General features: G+C 70.1%; 21 protein-coding genes. 11 read left to right on the top strand and 10 right to left on the bottom strand.

Annotated elements, in window-relative coordinates; translation table 11 throughout:
* Positions 1-126: 126 nt before the first annotated feature.
* Positions 127-738 carry a TetR family transcriptional regulator gene (locus ABZ725_RS04060; RefSeq protein ID WP_358801176.1) on the top strand — a complete coding sequence of 204 codons (612 nt, stop codon included), beginning with the start codon at positions 127-129 and terminating at the stop codon, positions 736-738.
* Between the two features lie 149 nt (positions 739-887).
* Here the strand turns inward: ABZ725_RS04060 and ABZ725_RS04055 are convergent, their stop codons facing one another.
* Together ABZ725_RS04055 and ABZ725_RS04050 are read right to left on the bottom strand one after the other, a co-directional pair.
* Positions 888-1,946, bottom strand: coding sequence for a family 2 encapsulin nanocompartment cargo protein polyprenyl transferase (locus ABZ725_RS04055; RefSeq protein ID WP_358801375.1), 1,059 nt, complete (start codon positions 1,944-1,946; stop codon positions 888-890).
* 56 nt (positions 1,947-2,002) lie between these two features.
* Positions 2,003-3,409, bottom strand: a complete 1,407-nt coding sequence (locus tag ABZ725_RS04050; protein WP_358801175.1) for a family 2B encapsulin nanocompartment shell protein — start codon at positions 3,407-3,409, stop codon at positions 2,003-2,005.
* 170 nt (positions 3,410-3,579) lie between these two features.
* Here ABZ725_RS04050 and ABZ725_RS04045 point away from each other — a divergent pair, with 170 nt between their 5' ends.
* The gene (locus tag ABZ725_RS04045; protein ID WP_358801174.1) at positions 3,580-4,467 is read left to right on the top strand and encodes a pyridoxal-phosphate dependent enzyme; all 888 of its coding nucleotides are present in this window, start codon (positions 3,580-3,582) and stop codon (positions 4,465-4,467) included.
* A gap of 31 nt (positions 4,468-4,498) precedes the next feature.
* Here ABZ725_RS04045 and ABZ725_RS04040 read toward each other — a convergent pair whose 3' ends face one another.
* Positions 4,499-6,094: a Na+/H+ antiporter gene (locus tag ABZ725_RS04040; protein WP_358801173.1), complete on the bottom strand. Its 1,596-nt coding sequence runs from the start codon at positions 6,092-6,094 to the stop codon at positions 4,499-4,501.
* Positions 6,095-6,153: 59 nt separating this feature from the next.
* On the opposite strand from ABZ725_RS04040, the gene ABZ725_RS04035 reads away from it, so the two are divergent.
* The 3 genes from ABZ725_RS04035 to ABZ725_RS04025 all read left to right on the top strand — a co-directional run bounded on the left by ABZ725_RS04035 (position 6,154) and on the right by ABZ725_RS04025 (position 8,271).
* A complete protein-coding gene (locus ABZ725_RS04035) occupies positions 6,154-6,414 on the top strand; it encodes a UBP-type zinc finger domain-containing protein (RefSeq protein ID WP_358801172.1) in 261 nt (86 codons plus the stop codon).
* A 307-nt stretch (positions 6,415-6,721) separates the two neighbouring features.
* The gene (locus tag ABZ725_RS04030) at positions 6,722-7,135 is read left to right on the top strand and encodes an anti-sigma regulatory factor (protein WP_020130755.1); all 414 of its coding nucleotides are present in this window, start codon (positions 6,722-6,724) and stop codon (positions 7,133-7,135) included.
* Complete coding sequence (locus tag ABZ725_RS04025; protein WP_358801171.1) at positions 7,132-8,271, top strand: RNA polymerase sigma factor SigF; 1,140 nt, start codon at positions 7,132-7,134, stop codon at positions 8,269-8,271. Before ABZ725_RS04030 ends, ABZ725_RS04025 begins: the two co-directional genes overlap by 4 nt.
* A gap of 36 nt (positions 8,272-8,307) precedes the next feature.
* On the opposite strand, the gene ABZ725_RS04020 is transcribed toward ABZ725_RS04025, so the two are convergent.
* Complete coding sequence (locus ABZ725_RS04020) at positions 8,308-8,748, bottom strand: hypothetical protein (RefSeq protein WP_358801170.1); 441 nt, start codon at positions 8,746-8,748, stop codon at positions 8,308-8,310.
* A 148-nt stretch (positions 8,749-8,896) separates the two neighbouring features.
* Between ABZ725_RS04020 and ABZ725_RS04015 the strand changes: the two genes are divergently transcribed.
* Both ABZ725_RS04015 and ABZ725_RS04010 read left to right on the top strand, forming a co-directional pair.
* Complete coding sequence (locus tag ABZ725_RS04015) at positions 8,897-9,865, top strand: diacylglycerol kinase family protein (protein WP_351903578.1); 969 nt, start codon at positions 8,897-8,899, stop codon at positions 9,863-9,865.
* Positions 9,866-10,186: 321 nt separating this feature from the next.
* Positions 10,187-10,444: a WhiB family transcriptional regulator gene (locus tag ABZ725_RS04010; RefSeq protein WP_006380970.1), complete on the top strand. Its 258-nt coding sequence runs from the start codon at positions 10,187-10,189 to the stop codon at positions 10,442-10,444.
* A gap of 208 nt (positions 10,445-10,652) precedes the next feature.
* Here the strand turns inward: ABZ725_RS04010 and ABZ725_RS04005 are convergent, their stop codons facing one another.
* Positions 10,653-12,128, bottom strand: coding sequence for a PAS domain-containing sensor histidine kinase (locus ABZ725_RS04005; protein WP_351903255.1), 1,476 nt, complete (start codon positions 12,126-12,128; stop codon positions 10,653-10,655).
* 455 nt (positions 12,129-12,583) lie between these two features.
* Between ABZ725_RS04005 and nagB the strand changes: the two genes are divergently transcribed.
* Complete coding sequence (gene nagB, locus ABZ725_RS04000) at positions 12,584-13,369, top strand: glucosamine-6-phosphate deaminase (RefSeq protein WP_351903252.1); 786 nt, start codon at positions 12,584-12,586, stop codon at positions 13,367-13,369.
* Positions 13,370-13,443: 74 nt separating this feature from the next.
* Here the strand turns inward: nagB and ABZ725_RS03995 are convergent, their stop codons facing one another.
* From ABZ725_RS03995 to ABZ725_RS03980, 4 genes are all read right to left on the bottom strand, one after another.
* A complete protein-coding gene (locus ABZ725_RS03995) occupies positions 13,444-14,973 on the bottom strand; it encodes a glycoside hydrolase family 3 protein (protein WP_358801169.1) in 1,530 nt (509 codons plus the stop codon).
* Between the two features lie 8 nt (positions 14,974-14,981).
* The gene (locus ABZ725_RS03990) at positions 14,982-15,821 is read right to left on the bottom strand and encodes a carbohydrate ABC transporter permease (protein ID WP_351903246.1); all 840 of its coding nucleotides are present in this window, start codon (positions 15,819-15,821) and stop codon (positions 14,982-14,984) included.
* Positions 15,818-16,801: a sugar ABC transporter permease gene (locus tag ABZ725_RS03985; protein ID WP_358801168.1), complete on the bottom strand. Its 984-nt coding sequence runs from the start codon at positions 16,799-16,801 to the stop codon at positions 15,818-15,820. Before ABZ725_RS03985 ends, ABZ725_RS03990 begins: the two co-directional genes overlap by 4 nt.
* Positions 16,802-16,875: 74 nt before the next feature.
* On the bottom strand, positions 16,876-18,156 hold the full coding sequence (locus ABZ725_RS03980; RefSeq protein ID WP_358801167.1) for an extracellular solute-binding protein: 1,281 nt from the start codon (positions 18,154-18,156) through the stop codon (positions 16,876-16,878).
* Between the two features lie 342 nt (positions 18,157-18,498).
* Between ABZ725_RS03980 and ABZ725_RS03975 the strand changes: the two genes are divergently transcribed.
* From ABZ725_RS03975 to mctP, 3 genes are all read left to right on the top strand, one after another.
* The gene (locus ABZ725_RS03975) at positions 18,499-19,263 is read left to right on the top strand and encodes a GntR family transcriptional regulator (RefSeq protein WP_358801166.1); all 765 of its coding nucleotides are present in this window, start codon (positions 18,499-18,501) and stop codon (positions 19,261-19,263) included.
* Between the two features lie 111 nt (positions 19,264-19,374).
* Positions 19,375-19,641 (top strand): DUF3311 domain-containing protein, encoded by a 267-nt coding sequence (locus ABZ725_RS03970; RefSeq protein ID WP_358801165.1) that lies wholly within the window; start codon positions 19,375-19,377, stop codon positions 19,639-19,641.
* On the top strand, positions 19,638-21,254 hold the full coding sequence (gene mctP / locus ABZ725_RS03965; protein ID WP_358801164.1) for a monocarboxylate uptake permease MctP: 1,617 nt from the start codon (positions 19,638-19,640) through the stop codon (positions 21,252-21,254). The genes ABZ725_RS03970 and mctP overlap by 4 nt, the downstream gene beginning before the upstream one ends.
* Positions 21,255-21,301: 47 nt before the next feature.
* Here the strand turns inward: mctP and ABZ725_RS03960 are convergent, their stop codons facing one another.
* Positions 21,302-24,901: an ATP-binding protein gene (locus ABZ725_RS03960; protein WP_358801163.1), complete on the bottom strand. Its 3,600-nt coding sequence runs from the start codon at positions 24,899-24,901 to the stop codon at positions 21,302-21,304.
* Between the last annotated feature and the right edge of the window lie 8 nt (positions 24,902-24,909).

The raw sequence follows: 24,909 nt of genomic DNA, 5'->3' as shown, positions 1-24,909 counted from the left end.
GGGCTCTTTCCGTAGGCTGCGCTTGAACCACTCCAGTTGTAGTACTTCGGTTGTAGTGGTTGCAAGGGGGTTTCCAGGTTTCCCGGCGTTTCGGGAAACCGAGCCAAGTGAGGGAGTGGGTTCCGCATGGCCGGAAATCCGGAGCGCCGGGCGTCCCTGGTGGACGCCGGGGTCGAGGTGCTCGCACACGAAGGGGCGCGGGGGCTGACCTTCCGCGCGGTGGACGCGGCGGCGGGGGTGCCGGTGGGCACCGCCTCCAACTACTTCACCGGACGTGACGACCTGCTGCGGCAGATCGACGCCCGACTGCATGTACGGCTGGCGCCCGACCCCGAGGTGTTCGGCGGGCTGCTGACCGGGCCGCGGGACCGCTCGCTGGTCACGGCGTTCATGCACGACCTGATGACCCGCGCCGCCCGCGACCGGACGGGCTATCTGGCCCTGCTGGAGATGCGCCTCGAAGCGACCCGGCGCCCCGAACTGCGCGCCTCCTTCACCACGTCGGTGCGCGGCGACCTCCAGCAGGGCATGGACTTCCACCGCGAGGCGGGTCTGCCGGGCGGCGACGAGACCGTCGTCGTGCTGTACCTGGCGATGCTCGGCCTGATCCTGGAGCACCTGACGCTGCCCGACGTCCTGGACGGCGCCCTGCCGGGAGTCTCCGTCCCGGAGGGCCTGGTCGAGCGGATCGTGGCGACGGTGGTGCCGGAAGCCTCGGAACTGCCGCAGGCCCCCTGAACGGGCCGGTCCGTGGGCAGCGGCGGCCAGAGGCGGGCCCCGCCCACCGTGGGGATGCGCGGGACCCACCGGACCCGCCCCCGAGGGACCGCCCCGACGACCGCGCGGAGCCGGCGACCGCCGATCACCGAGACGGGCCAGTTGACGGGCTAGTTGCTGCGTCGGGTCACGAACTCTGCCAAGGAGAGCAGGCCGCCCGCGGATTCCGGGTCCGGGATCGCCCGGGCCAGTTCGTGCATGGCGCGGGACATGCGGTCGGCCGCCTGCTCCTGGGCCCACTCGCGGCCGCCGGCCCGCTCCACGGCCAGCGTGGTGCGGTCCAGGTCGGCCGGTTCGTAGGGCGCCGCGTACAGTTCGGCCAGTTCCCCGGCCGCCGGGGTGCCCGAGGTCAGCGCGGCGACCACCGGCAGGGACTTCTTACGGGCGGCGAGGTCCGCACCGGCCGGCTTGCCGGTGTGCCGCGGGTCGCCCCATATCCCGATGACGTCGTCGATGAGCTGGAAGGCGAGCCCGGCCTCCCGGCCGAACGCGTCCAACGCGTCGACGTCCTCCTCGGCCGCCCCGGCGTACAGCGCGCCCACCGCGCAGGCGCAGCCGAGCAGCGCGCCGGTCTTGGCCTCGGCCATGGCGAGCACCTCGTCGAGGGTGATCTCGGCGGGGCCGCGTCTCTCCATGGCCGTGTCCGCCTGCTGGCCGGCGCAGAGTTCGACCACACAGGCGGCGACCCGGCCGACGGCCTGCGAGGACGCGGGGTGCGGATCCCCGGCGAGCAGACCCAGCGCGAGGGCCTGCAGGGCGTCCCCGGCGAGGATCGCGTCGGCGTCGCCGAACACCGTCCAGGCGGTGGGGCGGTGCCGGCGGGTGGCGTCCCGGTCCATCACGTCGTCGTGCAACAGCGTGAAGTTGTGGACCAGTTCGACCGCCGCGGCAGCCCGGACGGCCGCCGCACGGGCCGCCGGGCCGCCGAGCGCGGTGGCCGCGGCGAGCACGAGGGCCGGCCGGATCGCCTTGCCCGCGTTGCCCGCCGCCGGAGTGCCGTCGGCGTGCTCCCAGCCGAAGTGGTAGAGCGCGATGCGGCGCATCGAACCGGGCAACGAGTCGATCGCCGCCCGCAGTTCGGGGTCGACCGACGCCCGGGACCCCTCCAGGATCGCCGCCGCCTCGTGCCCGTCGACCGGCCCCGGACCGCTGCCGCCCTGACTCCCGATGGACCTCCGCCTTTCGCGCGCCCCGCCCCTGACCTGCGTCCGCCTGGTGGCGAAGGTCACCGCCAGCGGCCGATCTCGACGTTCTCCAGGACGCCCAGCGCGTCCGGCACGAGGACCGCGGCCGAGTAGTAGGCCGTGACCAGGTAGTTGATGACGGCCTGTTCGTTGATGCCCATGAACCGCACGGACAGGCTGGGCTCGATCTCGTCCGGGATGTTGGACTGGCGCAGGCCGATGACGCCCTGGTCCTGCTCGCCCAGACGCATCGCGATGATCGAGCTGGTGCGGGCCTCGGTGACGGGGATCTTGTTGCACGGGTAGATCGGCACCCCGCGCCAGGTGGGGATCCGGTTCCCGCCGACGTCGATCGTCTCGGGGACGAGCCCGCGCTTGTTCAGCTCACGGCCGATCGCGGAGATCGCGCGCGGGTGGGCGAGCAGCATCTTGGTGCCGCGCCGCCGGCACAGCAGTTCGTCCAGGTCGTCCGGGCTGGGCACGCCGTCGTGCGGCTGGATCCGCTGGTCGTACTCGCAGTTGTGCAGCAGCCCGAACTCCCGGTTGTTGACGAGCTCGTGCTCCTGGCGCTCCTTGAGCGCCTCGACCGTCAGCCGCAACTGCTGCTCGGTCTGGTTCATCGGCTTGTTGTAGAGGTCGGCCACGCGCGAGTGGATGCGCAGGACGGTCTGGGCGATGCTCAGTTCGTACTCGCGCGGCCGGGCGTCGTAGTCCACGAAGGTGTGCGGGATGTCCGGCTCGCCCGCGTGGCCCGCGGCGAGGTCCACTTCCTTCTCGCCGTACTTGTTGGTGCGCTGCTCGGGGATCGCACGCAGCTGCCGGAGGTGCTCACGCAGGGAGTCGGCGCGCTCCGCGACCTGCTCGACGTCCTGCCTGGCCAGCATCAGCACCGTGCAGGCGGTGTCCGCGCGGGCGGTGTACTCCCAGATGGCGTCCGGGTCGAGCAGCGCCTGGTCGCCGAAGTAGGCGCCGTCGGCGAGGACTCCGAGCACCTGGTCGTCGCCGTAGGGGCCGCTGCCGACCTTCTCCACGCGGCCGTGCGCCAGCAGGTAGACCTCGTCGCTCTGACTGCCGAAGGAGGCGATGATCTCGCCGGGGCCGAACTCCCGCTGCCGGCAGCGCTGGGCGAGCTCGGCGAGCACCTCCTCGTCCTCGTAGGAGCGCAGCGCGGGCAGTTCGCCCAGCTCGGCCGGGATGACCTCGACCCGGTCGCCGGTCTTGACGAACGTGATGCGGCCGTCGCCCACCGCGTACGTCAGACGCCTGTTGACCCGGTAAGTACCGCCCTGCACATCCACCCAGGGCAGAGTCCGCAGCAGCCAGCGGGAGCTGATCTCCTGCATCTGCGGTGCGGACTTGGTGGTGGTGGCCAGGTTCCGCGCGGCTGCGGTGCCGAGACTCTGCTGCGGCTTGCCCGAATCCGTGCGGACCTCTTCGCCTACCGACATGAAGGTTGCCTCCCAAATCATGCACGGGCGCCGAACTGCGCCAGTGCACTTCACCCGGGCAACCCTTCCATCACGGAGTGTGCTCGTGCTATTACCCGAAAGAGCGGGAATGGATCACCGCGGGGCAGGGAAGAGACACGTTTCCCCGAACGGTGTTCGACAATGAGCGGGTGACCGACCTGCGCCCCCGCCTCCCCTCCCCCCTCCAGGAAGTGGCCGACGACCGGTTCGGGCGGCACGGCGTGCGGTTGCTGCTGAAGCGGGACGACCTGATCCATCCGGAGCTGATCGGCAACAAGTGGCGCAAGCTCGCGCCCAACCTGGAACGGGCGGCGGGGCGGACGCTCCTCACCTTCGGCGGCGCCTACTCCAACCATCTGCGGGCCACGGCCGCCGCCGGCCGGCTCCTGGGGCTGCCCACGGTGGGCGTGGTGCGCGGCGACGAGCTGGCCGACCGGCCGCTGAACCCGTCGCTGGCCCGCTGCGCGGCCGACGGTATGCGACTGCGTTTCGTGGACCGTTCGACGTACCGCCGCAAGGCCGAGCCGGACGTGCTGGCGAGACTGTCGGCCGCGGCCGACGCGGCGGACGCGTACGTCGTCCCCGAGGGCGGCAGCAACGCGGCGGCGGTCCGCGGCTGCCGGGCGCTCGGCGCGGAGCTGCGCGGCCACGCGGACGTGGTCGCCCTCGCCTGCGGCACCGGCGGCACGCTCGCGGGCCTGGCCGCCGGCCTCGCCCCCGACCAGCGGGCGCTGGGCATCCCGGTCCTCAGGGGCGGTTTCCTGGGCGCGGAGATACAGGCGCTCCAGGAGGAGGCGTTCGGGGGCCGGCGGGGCGAGTGGCGGCTCGACGAGCGCTTCCACTTCGGCGGATACGCCCGCGTCACCCCCGAGCTGGAGGCCTTCGCGGCGGACTTCGAGCGACGGCACGGCATCCCCGTCGAACGTCTCTATGTCGCCAAGTCGCTCTACGCCCTTGTCTCCCTGGCCGAGGAGGGCGCCTTCCCGCCCGGCACCCGCCTCGCGGCCGTCGTGACGGGCTCGCCGTTCACCGCGTGAGCCTCGGTGGGCCGCACCGCGTGAGCGCCGCTCACGTCGTCTCCCGGTAGGCCGCCGCCTCCTCCAGGTCCAGTCGGCGCAGCAGGGTGCGGAGCATCTCGTCGTCGATGTAGCGGCCGTCGCGCAGCCGGACGAACATCTCGCGCTCGGCGCTGATCATCTCGCGCGAGAGGCGACGGTAGGTGTCGTCGACGGTCTCGCCGGTGATCGGGTTGACCTGGCCGAGCCGCTCCCAGACGGCGTTGCGGCGGCGTTCCAGGACGCTGTGCAGCCGGTCGGCGAGGGGTGGTGGCAGGGTGTTGCGCTCGTCGGCGAGGAGGGCGTCCAGGCGCTCCTCGGCGACCCGGGAGGCCTGCGCCTGGGCGTTGGCCTCGGCGAGGGTCGCGGCCTGCGGGTCGGGCTCGGGGAACTTCAGCAGACGGATCAGCGGGGGCAGGGTCAGGCCCTGCACCACCAGGGTGCCGATGACCGTCGTGAAGGTGAGGAAGAGGATGAGGTTGCGGTACGGGAAGGGCGCTTCGCCGTCGTCCACGGTGAGCGGGATGGAGAAGGCGATGGCGAGCGAGACCACGCCCCGCATGCCGGCCCAGCCGATCACGATCGGCCCCCGCCAGGTCGGGTTCGCCTCCCGTGCACGCACGCGTGCGGACAGTCGGGGCAGGAAGGTCGCCGGGTACACCCACAGGAAGCGCACCACGACGGCCACGAGGAAGAGGGCGACGGCGTACCAGGCGGCGTCCGCTCCCTCGTAGTCGCCGAGGCCCTTCAGGACGACCGGGAGCTGCAGGCCGATCAGCGCGAAGACCGCCGACTCCAGGACGAAGGCGACCATCTTCCACACCGCCTCCTCCTGGAGGCGGGTCGCGAAGTCGACCTCCCACGCGCGGTGGCCGAGGTAGAGCGCGACGACGACCACCGCGATGACGCCGGAGGCGTGGAACTGCTCGGCCGCCGCGTACGCGACGAAGGGGATCAGCAGGGAGAGCGTGTTCTGGAGCAGGGGCTCCTTGAGGTGGGTGCGCAGCCAGTGCAGCGGAGCCATCAGGATCAGGCCGACGGCGGTCCCGCCGACCGACGCCACCAGGAACTCCTCGATGCCGCCGGCCCAGGAAGCGCCCTCGCCGACCACCACCGCGAGGGCCACCTTGTAGGCGGTGATCGCGGTGGCGTCGTTCAGCAGGGACTCGCCCTGAAGGATCGTGGTGATCCGGGAGGGCAGGCCGACCCGGCGCGCGACCGCCGTGGCCGCGACGGCGTCCGGCGGCGCCACCACCGCGCCGAGCACCAGCGCCGCCGTCAGCGGCAGCCCCGGAACGAGCAGGTAGGCGGCCCAGCCGACGGCGAAGGTCGCGAAGAGCACGTAGCCGACCGACAGCAGGGCCACCGGTCGCATCTGGGCACGCAGGTCCAGGTAGGAGCTGTCGGTGGCCGACGTGTAGAGCAGCGGCGGCAGCAGCAGCGGCAGGACGACGTCCGGGTCCAGGGTGTAGTCCGGGACCCCGGGCACGTACGACACCACCAGGCCGACCGCCACCAGCAGCAGCGGCGCGGGCACCGGCGTGCGCCGGGCGGCCGCCGCGATCGCGGCGCTGCCGGCCACCAGCAGCAGCAGTGGCATCACGTCCATGTCTCCCCCGCCCTCGTTTTTCGCGCGGTCGTCCGCACGCGCGTCGTAATCTGGCAATCATGAAACAGTGCACGCACTCCGACGCGCTGCCCCACCCCGAACCCGTCCCGCTGAGCGAGACGTGTCTGGAGTGTCTGCGAGACGGCACCCACCCGGTGCAACTGCGGCTGTGCCTGACGTGCGGCCACGTCGGCTGCTGCGACTCCTCGCCGAGCCGGCACGCCACGGAGCACCACAAGGAGTCCGACCATCCTGTGATGCGCACCTTCGAGCCCGGCGAGAACTGGCGCTGGTGCTTCGTCGACCACGTCCTGGTTTGACCGTGCTCGCGTGAACTTCTGAGGTGGTGCGACCGTTGAACTCATGAGACGCCTTGGCCGTCCGGCGGGTACGGTTCGACCATCTGACGCCTGGGTACGTCAACCCGGCGCGCCCTCTTCCCATTTGGGCCCGCAGACCTCTAGACACGGAGCGTGTTCACAGCTTTACTGTGAGTGACGACCAGGGGGTTGGGGTCCCGGGAACAGGAAACTTGAGAGCGCGATAGCGTCACCGCTGCACCACACACGCGTTACCCCGGGGGGCGACCCTCGGCCCCGAAAAGCTTGTACCACCTTGGAGGTGAGGGTGTCCCAGATCGCAGGCGAGCCCGCGACCCAGGACTTCGTGGAAGTCCGGCTGCCGGCTGCGGGTGCCTACCTGTCGGTGCTGCGGACGGCCACGGCCGGCCTCGCAGCCCGTTTGGACTTCACCCTGGACGAGATCGAGGACCTGCGCATCGCGGTGGACGAGGCCTGCGCGATCCTGCTCCAGCAGGCCGTGCCCGGCTCGGTTCTCAGTTGCGTGTTCCGACTCGTCGACGACTCGCTCGAGGTCACCGTCTCGGCGCCGACCACGGACGGACACGCCCCCTCGCGCGACACCTTCGCCTGGACCGTCCTGTCCGCCCTCGCGGGCAAGGTGTCCTCCGCCGTCGACGAGGACAAGACCGTGACGATCAGCCTCTACAAACAACGCGGCGCGGGACCCGGGCCGGCGTGAGGAACGGGGACGGGCCGGTGCGGGACGAAGAGCGCGGCACACGGGAGCTGCCGGCCGGGAACGCCGAGATTCCAGCCTCTCCGGACGGTTCCCGACGTATGGCGGACGGTGTCGACGGCATCCCCGAGCAGGCCCGGCCGCATCCGGAGGACGACTCGGCCTCCGTACGGACGGAGCTGCCGGAAGGCGCCGTGCAGGGCTCGCTTCCGGAGAGGCGTAACGGGGGCTCGCCCCCAGGCCGAGCAGAGGCGAGGGCTCGACAGAGGGCGACGGGCGGGACGATGAGCGAGCACGAGCGAGACGGCGAACAGAGCGTGCCGGGCACGCAGCACGAACCACCACCCCCACCGGCACCACCGGCAACCCCGGCGCCCCCCGCACCGGGGGACCGCAGCGGGGCACGGGCGATGTTCGTCGAGCTGCGCGGACTGAAGGACGGCAGTCCCGAGTACGCGGAGATGCGCAACCAGCTGGTCCGGATGCATCTGCCGCTGGTCGAGCACCTCGCGCGCCGCTTCCGCAACCGCGGCGAGCCGCTGGACGACCTGACCCAGGTCGCCACCATCGGCCTGATCAAGTCGGTCGACCGCTTCGACCCGGAGCGGGGCGTGGAGTTCTCCACGTACGCGACCCCGACGGTCGTCGGCGAGATCAAGCGGCACTTCCGCGACAAGGGCTGGGCGGTGCGGGTGCCGCGCAGGCTCCAGGAGCTACGCCTGGCGCTGACCACGGCGACGGCCGAGCTGTCTCAGCAGCACGGCCGCTCCCCCACGGTCCACGAGCTCGCCGAGAAACTGGCGATCTCGGAGGAGGAGGTCCTGGAGGGCCTGGAGTCCGCCAACGCGTACTCCACCCTGTCCCTGGACGTCCCCGACACCGACGACGAGTCGCCCGCGGTCGCCGACACCCTCGGCGCGGAGGACGAAGCGCTGGAGGGCGTCGAGTACCGGGAGTCGCTCAAGCCGCTCCTGGAGGATCTCCCGCCGCGCGAGAAGCGGATCCTGCTGCTGCGCTTCTTCGGCAACATGACCCAGTCGCAGATCGCGCAGGAGGTCGGCATCTCGCAGATGCACGTCTCCCGGCTGCTGGCGCGCACGCTGGCCCAGCTGCGGGAGAAGCTCCTCGTCGAGGAGTAGCCGAGGAGTGGTCGAGAAGCAGCCGAAGCGCAGCGCTCACTCCGATGTGCGGCCGGGCCCCCGGATCCCGAGGGCCCGCGTCGTCTCACCGTTGACGAGCAGCACGAGCGAGGCGACGGCCGCGGCCGCGAGCGCGATGCCCGCCGGGATCGCCATGCTGTCGGCCTGCAGCAGGTTGTAGGCCACCGGCAGCGCCATGATCTGTGTGATGACGGCCGGCCCCCGGCTCCAGCCGCGCAGCCCCAGCAGCCCACGGGCGGCCAGCAGCGGCAGCAGCGCGAGCACGAACAGCGTGATCCCGCCGGTGACGGCCTGCTGACGGTCGTCCGGTTCACCGGTGATCCCCAGGGCGAGCATCCACACCCCGCCGACGACCAGCGCCAGCCCCTCCAGGGCGACGAGCGCGGCGGCGTACGTCAGCCGGCGCGGGCGGGGTTCTGCGGATTCGGGGGCGGCGGGGGTCTGCTCACTGCTCACCCCTGAAGGGTAGCCCGCACCCGCCGCCGGACCTCGGGCCGCCCACGCGCGGGTGCACGGCGCTCGTGTCGAGGCTCACTCCGTGATGTCTTACCCGATCCCCACCTCGGCCTGTGCCCGGTACCACCCAGTAGGTACGCTGCAACTCATGCGTGCACTTCTCGTGGTCAATCCGGCGGCAACCACTACGAGTGCACGGACGCGCGACGTCCTCATCCACGCGCTCGCGAGCGAGATGAAGCTCGAGGCGGTCACCACCGAGTACCGCGGTCATGCACGTGACCTGGGCCGGCAGGCCGCGGACAGCGGAAACGTCGACCTGGTGGTCGCCCTCGGCGGCGACGGCACGGTGAACGAGGTCGTCAACGGCCTTCTGCACGCCGGCCCGGATCCGGACAATCTGCCCGGCCTCGCGGTGGTCCCCGGCGGTTCCACCAATGTCTTCGCACGCGCCCTGGGTCTGCCCAACGATCCGGTGGAGGCCACCGGCGCCCTACTGGACGCCCTGCGTGAGAACAGCGAGCGCACGGTCGGGCTCGGTCTGGCCTCGGGCACGCCCGGCACGGAGGACGAGGCGGTGCCCTCGCGCTGGTTCACCTTCAACGCCGGGCTCGGCTTCGACGCCGGAGTGGTGGGCCGGGTGGAGCAGCAGCGGGAGCGCGGCAGAAAATCCACACACGCTCTTTACCTCCGCCAGGCCGTCCGCCAATTGTTGGGCGAATCACAGCGCCGGCACGGGTCGATCACCCTGGAGCGGGCGGGTGAGGAGCCGGTGACCGATTTGGTGCTGTCCATAGTCTGCAACACGGCTCCGTGGACCTATCTGGGCAATCGCCCGGTGTACGCGTCACCTAAGGCCTCGTTCGATACAGGGCTCGACGTACTCGGTCTCAGCCGTCTGTCCACCGTCGCGGTTGCCCGATATGGCACCCAGATGCTCACTTCGTCCCCCGAACGGGGACCGCACGGCAGGCATGCCGTCTCGCTGCACGACCTGGACCAGTTCACCTTGCATTCGAAGGTCCCGTTGCCCCTCCAGATGGACGGCGACCACCTGGGGCTGCGAACCAGCGTGACGTTCACAGGCGTACGCCGTGCACTGCGTGTGATTGTGTGAGCAGAAAGGGCTGAAGTCCTTTCACTCGAACGTTTAGGCCAGGATCCACCCCATGGAAGTACGGCTGTGACCTAGTCGACACCGAGGAATCAAAAAAAACTTTCCGGTAGGGGTTGTATCCGCCGCTGAGGTTTGCGAGTCTCTACGTGGCGATCGGGACAGCCCGCAACACCGGCATCCACTGATCACCGGAACCCCTCTTCAAACACACAGGACCACGCCAGTCATGCTGGCGGGTTGGCCCTTCACTTGTTGAGGGATTCGTGAAAGCGTTCACATTCACAAGCAACCTGCACGTAATACCAAGGAGAGGTAGCAGCCATGGACTGGCGTCACAACGCCGTTTGCCGCGAGGAAGACCCCGAGCTCTTCTTCCCCATCGGCAACACCGGTCCTGCGCTGCTGCAGATCGAGGAAGCCAAGGCCGTCTGCCGTCGCTGCCCGGTTATGGAGCAGTGTCTGCAGTGGGCGCTCGAGTCCGGCCAGGACTCCGGCGTCTGGGGTGGTCTCAGCGAGGACGAGCGCCGTGCCATGAAGCGTCGCGCCGCCCGCAACCGGGCCCGTCAGGCCACCGCCTGACAACACCCGCCCCACAAGCCTGAGCTTGGCGGCGCGTACAGCGAGTACGCATCTCCCGCCCCCGAGCCGCAGCGCGCAGTACCCCCGATGCGCAGCACAAGCTGGCAACGAGCATTCGAGCCCCGGACCCCTGAACGGTCCGGGGCTTCTTGCTGTGCACCGGCCCCCTCACCAACCTCTTACTTCTGCGCCCGCATTACTGCCCGCATTACTTCTGCGCCCGCACCGGGATGTCCAGGATCACCTGCGTGCCGCGGTCCGGCGCCGGGACCATGTCGAACGTGCCGCCCAACTCGCCCTCCACCAGCGTCCGGACGATCTGCAGGCCGAGGTTGCCGGAGGTGTGCGGGTCGAAGCCCTCGGGGAGGCCGACGCCGTCGTCCTGGACGGTGACGAGGAGGCGGGCCTCCTTCGTGCCGCCGCCGCGGACCGCGGAGACCTCGACCGTGCCGGTCTCGCCCTCGCGGAAGCCGTGCTCCAGGGCGTTCTGGAGGATCTCGGTGAGGACCATGGACAGCGGGGTGGCGACCTCGGCGTCCAGGATGCCGAAGCGTCCGGTGCGCCGGCCGGCGACCTTGCCCGGTGAGATCTCGGCGACCATCGCCAGCACCCGGTCGGCGATCTCGTCGAACTCCACCCGCTCGTCCAGGTTCTGGGACAGCGTCTCATGCACGATGGCGATCGAGCCGACCCGGCGCACGGCCTCTTCGAGGGCCTCACGGCCACGCTCGGACTCGATACGGCGGGCCTGCAGACGGAGCAGGGCCGCCACCGTCTGGAGGTTGTTCTTCACCCGGTGGTGGATCTCCCGGATGGTCGCGTCCTTGGTGATCAACTCGCGCTCGCGGCGGCGCAGTTCGGTGACGTCACGGAGCAGGACGAGTGCGCCGATGCGGGTGCCCTTGGGCTTGAGCGGGATCGCCCGGAACTGGATGACCCCGTCCTTGGCCTCGATCTCGAACTCGCGGGGCGCCCAGCCGCTGGCGACCTTGGCGAGCGCCTCGTCCACCGGACCCCGGGTCGGGGCGAGTTCGGCGGTGGTCAGGCCGAGGTGCTGGCCGACCAGGTCGGAGGCGAGGCCCATCCGGTGGTAGGCGGACAGCGCGTTCGGGGAGGCGTACTGGACGATGCCCTCGCCGTCGACCCGGATCAGGCCGTCGCCGACGCGCGGGGCCGCGTCCATGTCCATCTGCTGGTTGGGGAACGGAAAGGAGCCGGCCGCGATCATCTGCGCGAGGTCGGAGGCGCTCTGGAGGTAGGTGAGTTCCAGGCGGCTCGGGGTGCGCACGGTGAGCAGGTTGGTGTTGCGGGCGATGACGCCGAGGACCCGGCCCTCACGCCGTACGGGGATCGACTCGACCCGTACGGGGACCTCCTCGCGCCACTCCGGGTCGCCCTCGCGGACGATCCGGCCCTCGTCCAGGGCGGCGTCCAGCAGGGGGCGGCGGCCGCGCGGGACGAGGTGGCCGACCATGTCGTCCTGGTAGGAGGTGGGGCCCGTGTTGGGGCGCATCTGGGCGACGGAGACATAGCGGGTGCCGTCGCGGGTGGGGACCCACAGGACCAGGTCGGCGAAGGACAGGTCGGAGAGCAGCTGCCACTCCGAGACCAGCAGGTGGAGCCACTCGAGGTCGGAGTCGTCGAGTGCGGTGTGCTGGCGTACGAGTTCGTTCATGGAGGGCACGTCTGCGAGCGTACCTGTGGGTTTGTCGGGGGCCTAAATGCGCCGAACGGCGTGGATCCGCCCAGGGGCCCGGGAAGAGGCCCGGAAACACCCGCGGGCCGCGGCGCCTGAGAGGGACCCTCAGCCCTCCCGGCACCGCAGCCCGGAGCAATATCGGCCAAGCGGGGTGTGCGGTCCCACAGGCCGAAGGTGAGGAGCCGGGGCAGTCAGGGCAGAGAGCTCCGGGTCCTCGATCCGCCTTCCTGTGCGGGGAAGACGGAGGTTCTTGTGCTGTTTCCGCACCATCCATTGTGGACTAGACCACTAGAGGTGTCCATGCCCTACCGTCCACAACGCAGCCTAGCCTGTAGGGGTTCCTCCACGGAGTGAGATACGAGGGGCAATTTCGGGGAGCCCTGCTAGATTGGTCTAAACCACATATCGGATACGCAGCGATACGAGAACGGCAGGCCAGCGTGGAAGTTGTCATCGTTTCGGACGCCCGGTCGGGCGGCGAGCTCATCGCCGAGGCCATGGCACAGCTCCTGCGGCGCAAGCCGGACGCGCTGCTCGGCGTGGCCACCGGCTCCACCCCGCTGCCCATCTACGAGGCGCTCGCGGCCAAGGCGCGCGCCGGCGCGGTGGACACCGCGCGGGCGCGGATCGCCCAGCTCGACGAATATGTGGGGCTGCCCGCCGAGCACCCCGAGTCCTACCGCTCGGTGCTGCTGCGCGAGGTGCTGCAGCCGCTGGGCATCGGCCTGGAGGCGTTCCTCGGCCCGGACGGCACGGCCGAGGACGTGCAGGGCGCCTGCGAGCGCTACGACCGTGAGCTGGCCGAGGCCGGCGGGGTGGACCTCCAACTGCTCGGGATCGGCACCGACGGGCACATCGGGTTCAACGAGCCCTGCTCCTCGCTGGCCTCGCGCACCCGGATCAAGACACTGACCGAGCAGACCCGCGTCGACAACGCGCGCTTCTTCGACGGCGACATCGAGCAGGTCCCGCACCACGTCATCACCCAGGGCATCGGCACGATCCTGGAGGCGCGGCACCTGGTGCTGCTCGCGACGGGCGAGGGGAAGGCGGACGCGGTCGCGGCGACCGTCGAAGGGCCCGTCGCCGCGGTGTGCCCGGCCTCGGCGCTGCAGCTGCACCCGCATGCGACGGTTGTCGTCGACGAGGGCGCGGCGTCGAAGCTGAAGTTTGCGGACTACTTCCGCCACACCTTCGCCAACAAGCCTGACTGGCAGGGGATCTAGACGAGGCGAGACGAGACGAGACAAGGCGCCGGTTCCCTTCGGGGGAACCGGCGCCTTGTCTTGACGTAGCCGCCTTACGCGCCCGCGATGACCTCTGCCGCCGCGCGGCCGCAGACCCTGGCCGCGCCGTGGGTGGCGATGTACAGGGCGCCTCGGGGCGGGGCCTGGGGGACGCCCATCTCGACGACGATCGTGTCCGGGCGGGCCGTCAGGACGGTGTCCAGGGCGGTCGTCATCCAGGGGTGACGGTGCTCGTCGCGGACCACCACGACGATGCGTCGCTCCCCCGCCGCGACCAGCGCCGCGTGCCCGGCGTCCGCGCCCGCGAAGCCGGCCGTCTCCGTCCCCGGCAGCAGTCGCAGCAGTTCCGCGGCCACGCCCCACGGGGTCTCGTCCCCGACGGCGAAGTTCGCGACCGGGGTGAACGCGGCGACGAACGGGGGCTCGACGAGCGGTGTGAAGACATCGCCGCCGGTGAGCCGGAGGGCCCGACGGGCGGCGACCAGGCCGACATCGGCGCGCCCGGCGTGCGCCGCGCCGTCGGGCGTGTGGCCGGTGCCGCCGCCGGCCTTGGCCTCCGTCGCCGTCCAGCGGGCCAGCGCGCGGACCCGCTCCGCCGCCTCTGCCAGGCGTTGTTCGGGGAGTTCGCCGGTGCGGACGGCCGTGACCAGGGCGTCGCGCAGGCGGCGTACGGTCTCGTCGTCCGCGAGGCCGCCGCCCACGCAGATGGCGTCGGCGCCGGCGGCGATCGCGAGGACGCTGCCGCGCTCGATGCCGTAGGTCGCGGCCACGGCCTGCATCTCCATGCCGTCGGTGACGATCAGGCCGTCGTAGCCGAGTTCCTCGCGCAGGAGGGTGGTGAGGATGCGGGGGGACAACGTCGCCGGTCGGGCGGGGTCCAGGGCGGGGACCAGGATGTGCGCGGTCATGACGGCGCGGCTGCCTGCGGCGATGGCCGCGCGGAACGGGGTCAGTTCGCGTTCCGCGAGGACCGCCGGGTCGGCGTCGATGCGCGGGAGCGCGTGGTGGGAGTCGACCGCCGTGTCGCCGTGGCCCGGGAAGTGCTTCGTGCAGGCCGCGACGCCCGCCGACTGCAGGCCGGTGACATAGGCGGCGGTGTGCCGGGCGACCAGGTCGGGGTCGGCGCCGAAGGAGCGGACGCCGATGACCGGGTTCGCGGCGTTGGAGTTGACGTCCGCGGACGGGGCCCAGTTGAGGTTCACCCCGCACTCGGCGAGCCGGCGGCCCAGTTCGGCGGCGACCTCCAGCGTGAGGGAGACGTCGTCCACCGCGCCCAGCGCATGGTTGCCGGGGAAGCTGGAGCCGGTGCGCACCTCCAGGCGCGTGACGTCTCCGCCCTCCTCGTCGATCGCGACCAGGACGTCGCCGCGTTCGGCGCGCAACTGGGCGGTCAGGGCGGCGAGTTGTTCGGGTGAGGTGATGTTCCTGCCGAACAGTCCCACGGACGCCAGGCCCTCGCCGAGCCGGCGCAGCAGCCAGTCGGGGGCGGTGGTGCCGGGGAAGCCGGGCTGCAGGACCGTCAGGGCGTCGCGCGTGAGCCTGTCCTTGTTGGACGCAGTGGTGCCGCTGGCGAATGTGGTCATCGGGGGCGTTATCCCTTCACGGCGCCCGCGGTCAGCCCCGCGGCCATCTTGCGCTGGACGAGGAGGAAGAGGGCGACGATCGGTAGGGCCATCATCGTGGCGCCGGCCATCATCGGGGCGTACTCGGTGCCGTGCTTGGTGGTGAAGTTGCCGAGCCACACGGTCGCGGTCTGGTTCTTCTGGCTGAGCAGCATCAGGGCGTAGAGGTACTCGTTCCAGGCCTGGATGAAGCCGTAGACCGAGGTGGCGACCATGCCGGGGGCGAGGAGGGGGAAGACGACGCGGACGAAGGCGCCGGTGCGGGAGCAGCCGTCGACCATCGCGGCCTCCTCCAGCTCCTTGGGGATGTTGACGATGAAGCCGCGCAGCGTCCACACCGTGAAGGGGAGGATGAAGGTCAGGTACGTGATGATCAGGCCGGTGAGCTTGTCGTACTGGCCCAGGTCGTTCAGCAGCAGGAAGACCGGGATGATCATGGCGACGAGCGGGACCATCTGGACGGCCAGGATGCCGACGATCACGATCTTGCGGCCGCGGAAGGCGAACCGGGAGATGGCGAGGGCGGCCAGCATCCCGACGACGACGCCGATCACGACGACCGCCAGGGAGACGATCAGGCTGCGGCCCACCGGGCCCCAGAAGTCGGCGATGTCGAGCGCGCGGCTGAAGTTGGAGAGCGTGAAACCCGTCGGCAGCAGGCTCGGGTCCGGGTCGATGGCGTCCTTCGCCGGCTTGAACGCCGTGTTGAGCATCCAGTAGACGGGGAAGCCGACGACGGCGAAGACCAGCAGACCGACGAGGTTCCAGCCGAGTTTCGACCGCCGCGGAGCGGAAACCGTGCTGCTCATTCGACCTCTCCGATCTTCAGCATCTGACGCATGTAGACGGCGACCACCCCGAGCAGCAGCAACACGGTGATCAGGGCGATCGCCGAGCCCTGTCCGTAGTCGTTGACCACGAACGCGCGGTCGTAGGAGTACGTCGTCAGGAGCTGGAACTCGGCCTCGGGATGCCCGTTGCGCATCACGAAGACCTGCGGGAACACGCCCATGTCCCAGATGACCGACAGGGTCGTGAGCATCACGATGATCGGCTTGAGGATGGGCAGGGTGACGTACCGGAAGACGCCCCAGGAGCCCGCGCCGTCGAGGCGGGCGGCCTCCTCCAGTTCGGCCGGGACCTGGGTGAGGCCGGCGCTGAGGGTGATGACCACGAAGGGGACCGCACCCCAGATCACCAGCAGCATGATGACGGCCAGGCCCTGCGGTCCGCTCGCGAACCAGTTGTGGCCGATCAGCTCGACGCCGGGCAGCTTGCTCAGGACCGCGTTGAGGATGCCGTAGTCGGAGTCGAACAGCCATTTGAAGACGGTGGTGGCGACGATGACGGGCATGCCCCAGCTGGCCACCAGCGCGATGTTGATCAGGGTCTTCACCCAGCCGGAGACCCGCTGGAGCAGCAGGGCGATCAGCATGCCGAGGACCATCGTGAGGATCACGCAGCCGGCCGCGAAGACGATCGTGCGGACGACGACCTGCCAGAACTCGCCGTCGCCCAGCACGCCCGCGAAGTTGTCGAACCCGACCGACTCGGCCGGCTGGAAGCCCCAGAGCTGGGACTGCCCGAACTTCTGGAAGGAGAGGGTGACCAGCCGGACCAGCGGATAGCCCATGACCAGGGCGAGGATCAGCAGGCAGGGCGCGAGCAGCAGCCAGGGGGTTCCGGCGGGCGAACGTCTCGCGCGTGGCCGGCCGGGCGCGGCGGGCGGTGGGGGTGCCGGCCGCGTGGGCGGCACCTTGGCAGGGGTGGTCGTGTCTGCGGCACTCATCCGCGCGCTCCTCAGCGGTCCCTCGGGTCGTACGAGAGGCGGGGCCCCGCTCGTCACGGGGCCCCACCGTCAGGTCACTTGGTGTTGATGACCTTGTCGATCGCGGCGTCCGCTTCCTTCGCGGCGGCCTCGACCGTCTTCTTGCCGGTGCCGATGCTCTGCAGCATGGTCTGCAGGACCTGCGCCTTCTCGACCTGTCCCCAGCCGGGGGCCATCGGGACGAACCAGTTGGACTCGGCGGCGGTGGCCGGGACGGCGGTCGCCGGGTCGTTCTTGAGGGTGGCGAGGTCGGTCTTGTTGTTGGGCAGGTTGCCCTTGGCGATCAGGCCCTTCTGGCCGGAGGGGCCGGTGAAGGCGTTGATCCACTCGGCGGCGAGGTCCTGCGCCTTGGACTTCACCGGGACGGCGAGGTCGGAGCCGCCCAGGAAGACCGGGAGGTTCTTGCCGGACGGGCCGGGCATCACGAAGTTCTCGACGTTGCCGGCGAGCTTGCCGGTCTTGTCGTTCTCCTTGGCCGCGGCAGTCGCGCCCTCCCAGGCGGGGGCGAAGATCATGCCGGACTTGCCCTGGCCGTAGACGATGTAACGGTCGGACTCGTCCTTGGTCTTGTCGCCGTGCATGTACTTGTCGACGATGCTCTTGAAGTCGGTGAGGCCCTTGATGGACTCGGGCGAGGACAGGTCGGCCTTCCACTGGCCGCCGTCCTCCTTGGCGATGGAGCCGCCGGCGTCGTAGACGAAGGACATGGCCGCGTACCAGTCGCGGGTGGGCTGGTACCAGGCGGAGAACTTGTCGCCCTCCTTCTTCTGGACCTTGTCCAGGGCCGCGGTCAGCTCCGCGTAGGTCTTCGGCGTGGACTTGACGCCCGCCGCGGCGAAGACGTCCTTGCGCCAGTTGGCGACGCGGCCGCCGGCGTAGTACGGCACGCCGTAGGTCTTGCCGTCGTAGGTCACCGACTCCTTGAGGCCGTCCAGCCAGGCGGAGGAGTTGTCGAACTTCGAGGCGTCGAGGGGGGCGAACGCGCCCTTGACCATGTAGCCGAGCATCTCGGTGTTGCCCATCTCGACCACGTCGGGGGCCTTGTCGGTGGCGAGAACCGCGTCGAGCTTGGCGTTCTTGTCCGGCCAGCCGTAGTACTCGTGGTTGATCTTGACGCCGGGGTGCGCCTTCACGACCGCCGCGTCGGCTGCCTTCACCAGCTCGGGCCAGTTGTTCTGCGCGTCGACGGTGAGCCAGACGGTCAGCTCCTTCGCGTCGGAGCCCTTCGAGTCACCGCTGCCGCCGTCGTCCCCGCACGCCGCGATGGACACCATCATGCCCGCGATACCGATCGCGGCTATCAGCTTGCGCTTCACGCCATCCTCCTCAGGGATGCCCACACCCCCCCGCCCACCAGCCGGGACCTGGACCAATGGTGTAGACCAGTGCGCAGAGCTTGGCTGAGACCAATACGGCTGTCAAGGGTGGTCGAAACGGCTTTGACCAGCCGTTATGGGACCTACATATGCAGGAACCTTTAAGTAAGAAGCCGTCGAAAACATCGCCCCCGGAAGACATGGGTCCGCTAGACCACTTGCCCTGGTGGACTAGACCAGAAGAGGCGGCGACGGTATACAGAAGGGATCACAGAGTGCGCGGACCGCCCGATAGGCTGCCGTGCCACGATGTGACCGCATCCGCAGCCGGGAAGGCAGGCCATGAGCACCGACGTCAGCAGTGCGGAGAACGAGGGTGGGGCGACCGTCCGTACCGCGCGCGTGCCCAAGTACTACCGCCTCAAGAAGCACCTGCTGGACATCACGGAGACACAGTCCCCGGGCACCCCGGTGCCGCCCGAGCGCACACTCGCGGCCGAGTTCGACACCTCGCGCACGACCGTCCGGCAGGCGCTGCAGGAACTGGTCGTCGAGGGACGGCTGGAGCGCATCCAGGGCAAGGGCACGTTCGTCGCCAAGCCGAAGGTCTCCCAGGCGCTCCAGCTCACCTCGTACACCGAGGACATGCGCGCCCAGGGTCTGGAACCGACCTCGCAGCTGCTGGACATCGGCTACATCACCGCCGACGACCGGCTCGCCGAGCTGCTCGACATAACGGCAGGCGGGCGTGTGCTGCGCATCGAGCGGCTGCGCATGGCCAACGGCGAGCCGATGGCGATCGAGACGACCCATCTGTCGGCGAAGCGTTTCCCCGCCCTGCGCAGGTCGCTGGCCAGGTACACGTCCCTGTACACCGCGCTCGCCGAGGTCTACGACGTCCATCTCGCCGAGGCCGAGGAGACCATCGAGACCTCCCTGGCCACCCCGCGCGAGGCCGGCCTGCTCGGCACCGACGTGGGCCTGCCGATGCTGATGCTCTCCCGCCACTCGCTGGACAAGGAGGGCCAGCCGGTGGAGTGGGTCCGGTCGGTGTACCGGGGCGACCGGTACAAGTTCGTCGCACGCCTGAAGCGGCCCACCGAGTGAGGATCTTGTAGTCGTATACGGAGGCGGTCTTCCGCTGCGCTTATTCGTCCCTTACATTGCCTGCGCATTACAACGGTGATCAAGGCGATCAGCGAGGGGATGGAGCCGCCGATGTCAGATGCCCCGGAAGTGCCGAAGGAGCCGGTGGTGACGCCTGTGCGCGTCATCATCGCCCTGTGTCTGCTCGCGCCGTTCGTGGCGATGCTGTGGGTGGGTTCGTACGCGAAGGTGGATCCCGCGTTCATCGGGATCCCCTTCTTCTACTGGTACCAGATGCTGTGGGTGCTGCTGTCCACCGTGCTCACGGTGATCGCGTACAAGCTGTGGCAGCTCGACCAGCGCGGCCGCAAGACCCGGAGCGGCGGTGCGGCGGAATGAACGACGGCGTGAACGGCGTGGCACTCGCCGTCTTCATCTTCTTCTTCCTGGCCGTCACGGCCATGGGCTTCCTGGCCGCGCGCTGGCGCAAGGCCGAGAACGAGAACAGCCTCGACGAATGGGGCCTGGGCGGCCGGTCGTTCGGCACCTGGGTCACCTGGTTCCTGCTCGGCGGCGACCTCTACACCGCGTACACCTTCGTCGCCGTCCCGGCGGCGATCTACGCGGCGGGCGCGGCCGGCTTCTTCGCGGTGCCCTACACGATCCTCGTCTACCCGCTGATCTTCACGTTCCTGCCCCGCCTGTGGTCGGTCTCCCACAAGCACGGCTATGTGACGACCTCCGACTTCGTGCGCGGCCGCTGGGGCTCGAAGGGCCTGTCGCTGGCGGTCGCCCTCACCGGCATCCTGGCAACGATGCCATACATCGCACTGCAGCTCGTGGGCATCCAGGCGGTGCTCGACGTGATGGGCGTCGGCGGCGGCGAGGACACCAACTGGTTCGTGAAGGACCTGCCGCTGCTGATCGCGTTCGGCGTGCTGGCCGCCTACACCTACTCCTCGGGTCTGCGGGCCCCCGCGCTGATCGCGTTCGTGAAGGACACGCTGATCTACATCGTCATCGCGGTGGCGATCATCTACATCCCGATCAAGCTCGGTGGGTTCGACGACATCTTCGCCAAGGCGGGCGAGGCGTTCAGCCAGACCAACCCGGCGACGGGCAAGCCGCGCGGCGCACTGGCGCCGGGCGAACCCGGTCAGTGGACGTACGCGACACTGGCGTTGGGCTCGGCGCTGGCGCTGTTCATGTACCCCCACTCGATCACGGCGACGCTCTCCTCCCGCAGCCGTGAGGTGATCCGCCGCAACACCACGATCCTGCCGCTGTACTCCCTCATGCTGGGTCTGCTCGCACTGCTCGGCTTCATGGCGATCGCCGCCGGGGTCAAGGTCACCAACGGGCAGCTGGCCATCCCGCAGCTGTTCGAGGACATGTTCCCGGCCTGGTTCGCGGGCGTGGCGTTCGCGGCGATCGGCATCGGCGCGCTCGTGCCTGCGGCCATCATGTCGATCGCGGCCGCGAATCTCTTCACGCGCAACATCTACAAGGACTTCATCAAGCCGGACGCGACGCCCGCGCAGGAGACCAGGGTCTCCAAGCTGGTCTCGCTCCTGGTGAAGGTGGGGGCCCTGGTCTTCGTCCTCACCATGGACAAGACCGTCGCCATCAACTTCCAGCTGCTGGGCGGCATCTGGATCCTGCAGACGTTCCCGGCCCTGGTCGGCGGCCTCTTCACCCGCTGGTTCCACCGCTGGGCCCTGCTCGCCGGCTGGGCGGTCGGCATGGTCTACGGCACGGTCGCCGCGTACGGCGTCGCCTCCCCGACCCAGAAGCACTTCGGCGGCTCGTCGAAGGAGATCCCGGGCATCGGCGAGATCGGCTACATCGGCCTGACGGCGTTCCTCCTGAACGTCGCCGTCACGGTGGTCCTGACCTTCGTCCTGAAGGCGGCGAAGGCCCCGGAGGGCGTCGACGAGACCAGGCCGGAGGACTACACGGCGGACGCGGGGGACGCGGGCGTCCAGAAGGAACTGCCGGCGGCGACGCACTAGTCCGCACCGGCCGGACCTCTCCGACGGCCAGGCGTGTCCCGCGCTGTTCAGCGGGTGCGCCTGGCCATCGCGTCCCAGAAGTCGTCCAGCTCGCCTACACGCATGCTGACCCAGTGCGGTGTCTTGCGGCGCAGGAGCCTGGGGAGGCGCCGCCGCAGCCGTCCCGGCAGCAGGGCCTGTTGCTGGCGGCAGAAGGGCTCGCGGATCTCGTCCCGGGGCACCGAGCCGCGCGGCGGGTACGGGCAGAGCTGGAACTTGCAGTCGGGCAGGCACTGGGAGCCCGGGGCGGGCGGCTCGGCCTTGCCGGCCGGCCATCCGGGGTGCAGCGGTCCGCGGTCGGTGCGAATGCACGGCGGGAGCGGCATGCCGGGCTGCTCCACGCGGGCCATCCGCTCCTCGACCTCGTCCGGGTGGCCGTCCCGTTCGATGAGGTTCACCATGACCAACACATCGGCGACCAGGCGCTGGGCGCGCCCGTCGAGCGTGCTCCAGCCGACCGAGGGCGGGATCCACAGGTTGTGCCTGCGGGAGCCGCCGTCACGGCCGACGCGGGCGCCGATGTTGTCGGCGGTGCCCTTCTCGTCGATCCACAGGAAGCGCTCGGGCTGCCCGGTCTCGAGGGCCAGGGCCACCAGGTCGCCCGCCTCGGCGACGAACGGGTGGAGCAGGCACCGCGGCGAGTCGCCGTTCACCCCCGGCGGGCCGGGCGCCCGGTTGACCGTGCCGGCCATCGACAGCCAGCGCCGGACGGTCTCCACGGCGGTGGCCCCACCGACCGTGCGGGACGCGGGGTTCGATCCGCCGCCGCGGGCGTGTGCCGGCCGGCCGCTGTCGTCCGGGAGTTCCCACAGGCACAGCGCCTGGAGCAGGCTCAGTTGTGCGTACCAGCACCGCGAGCGCTCCAGGAGCGTCACCGCCTGGCGGATCAGGCCGGCCCGGCTGCCCGGGTCCGACTGCGGGTGGCGGATGCGCCGGTTGGCCGCGTACTTGAACCCCTGGGCCAGTGCGGCCTCCAGCGCGAGCGGCATGTCGGGGGTGCCGCCGGTGTGTACCGGGTCCAGGTGGCGCAGCCACTTGGCGAGGCGTTCGGACGCCTCGTCACGGTGGGCGGCGTCGACGGAGCCCAGGAGCATGGGCAGGATCCAGGCCCGCATCATGAAGTTACGGAGCAGCCGCACCCGCCGTTCCTCGTACTCGTCGTTGAGTTCGCGCCGTTTCTGCTGGAGCTGTTCGAGGGTGAGCTGCTGGCGGCGCAGCCCTTGGCGGCGGTTGGACGACACAGGGGTGGCGTAGGTCGCCAGCGCCATCTGCGCCGCCCATGTCTGGTAGTTCTGCCTCCTTTCGTTCTTGAGGCGGTTGACCTGATCGATGTACTCGCGGACGGGGTCGCTGTCGAGGCGGAACCGCTCGCGGATCACGGTGAACGCCTCGTTGCCTCCGGCGCCGCACTCCTGGGCGGCGGCCAGGCGGATCGCGTAGGAGGGCTCCTCGAGGGCCATGTCGAAGAGCTCCGAGTACAGCGTCGACATGCCGAGCCGCCCGGAGACCGTCCGCAGTGTCGCCCCGAGCTGCCTGACGAAGGCCAGTTTCGCGTCGTCGAGGCTGCGGCGTTCCCCCTTGATGCCGGACCAGCACGCGTGCACCGAGTGCACGATGTCGTCCAGGTGCCCTGGGGACTCCTCCGCGCTCTCGACCTCCAGCGCCGCCGCGTAGAGGTCGAGGACTTTCGGGTCGTAGGTGCGGTGTTGGGCCGCCGAGCGGAGCCGGTGGGTCAGGGTGCGGCCGTACACGGGTGCCTGCCGTACCCACTCCTCGGCCTCCTTCTTCACCTCGGCCCGGACACCGCGGCCCCGGTCGGCGAGTTTCGCGGCCCGCCGCCGGGAGAGGAACACCAGGGCGATGAGCAGCTCCCGGCTGGGGCCGGGCGGTCGCAGCGCCTGGTCGACCAGCTCTCCGGCGACCCGCTCCCCCAGCTCGTCCAGGACGCGGAATCCCAGATAGGCCTGGATGATGCTGTGCGGGAAACGGACCTTTCGCCCCAGGCTCTCCACCAGCTTGAGCTTGTGCGCGTTGGCCGCGTGACAGGCGAGCGCGGCTTGGCACTGTTCCATGCTGCCCTCGCTGAGCCGCTTGCGCTCCTCCTCGCCGAGCAGCCTGCACAGGGCGTTCCAGATCTGTTCGCGGTGCCACTCGGAGAAGACGTTGACGCGCTTGCCGTACCGGTCGAAGCCGCGGGCTCTGGTCCACAGGTGCTCCGCGTGGCCGGCCGCATACCGCACCGGACCAGGGTGCACGTCCGTGCTCAACAACTCGTCGAAGCCGACCTCCAGTTTGTCCTGGAGCAGGCCGACACAGGCCATCGCGGCGACCACCGCCACGGTGTCCTGGCGCTCCTGCAGGTTCAGCGCGACCTTCTCCCGCAGCCGACCCGCGCACAGCTCCTCGGCCCATCGGTCCAGCAGCCGCAGGCGCAGCATGCCCCGGTCCCGGCCCGAGGTGTCCAGGTGGCCCGGCTCGTCGGGGCGCAGCCGGCCGTGGTGATGCAGATCGCGGACGATCTGGAGGTAGATGGGCGACTCGGTGACCTCCGCCCGCTCCACGAGGTCGTCCAGGTACCGCTCCTCGGCGTCCGAGGCGCGCGCCTCGACGAAGTACAGCGCCTCCTCCTCGCTGAGCGGCTCCAGCTCCACGATGGCGGCGACGGTGTTCTCCAGCGGGCTGTGCGGCCGGGAGGCGATGACCAGCGGCAGCCGCTCCTTGTAGGCCCGTTCGATGGCCCGGCGGATGATGTTGTCCCGGTTCTGCTGGAGTCCCTCGTCGAGCAGGGCCTCCTCCAGCCCGTCGGCGATGACGACGGGCTTGTCGTCGGCGAGCAGTTGCTGCCAGACCCGGTCGATCTTGGTGCGGGCCAGGGTCCCCTGAGGCGTCTCCTCGGCGAACCTCTTCTTGGCCAACCGCTCGAAGTTCAGGGTGGCCTCGTCCGTCGCGTCCCGGAGCCGGATCGGCACGGGTACGGCGTCCTGACGGGCCAGCAGTTCGGTGAGCCGTACGAGGACGGCGGTCTTGCCGACGCCGACGCCTCCGACGAGCAGATAGGGCCGGCGGGTGTCGCGGTCGCGCAGCCGTTGGGCGATGACCTCGGCGACCTCCTCGCGGCCCACGATCTCGTCGGTCTCCGGGCCTGCGGTGAGCACCAGCTTGTCGGGCTTTGTGCGGGCGTCCAGGAGATAGCGTCGCTTGGTCCAGCTGTACCAGCAGAACAGGAACAGCGCTGCGGCGATCGAGGCGGTGAGGACGGGCCCGATGAAGCGCAGCAGGGCGTCGAAGCCGCCGTTGCCCTTGCGCCACTCCTCAAAGCCGGTCGTCTCCCCCGTGATCAGGATGTACAGGCCTTCCCCGCACCAGGCGAACACCGTGAGCAGAGCGAGCAGCCAGACGAACCGGGTCACGTTGGCGTAGGAGAACCACCTCCGCCATTTCCTGGGCCGGGTGGTTCCGCGCCGGGCCTCCCGGCGGATGGTGTGGGTGTGCCAGCGGCCGACGAGGGCGCCGCGGATCCGTTTGCCCCAGCGTCTGAGTTCCAGTGTGGCCATCGGCGCGTTGGGCAGACGGGTCTTGCCGGGCGGGTGGCGGACGACACTCGTCATGAGTCTGC

It is taken from the genome of Streptomyces sp. NPDC006872 (assembly GCF_040635845.1).
Lineage (GTDB): Bacteria > Actinomycetota > Actinomycetes > Streptomycetales > Streptomycetaceae > Streptomyces.
The sequence above is the reverse complement of the archived record's forward strand: the minus strand, read 5'-3'. Positions and strand labels throughout refer to the sequence as shown.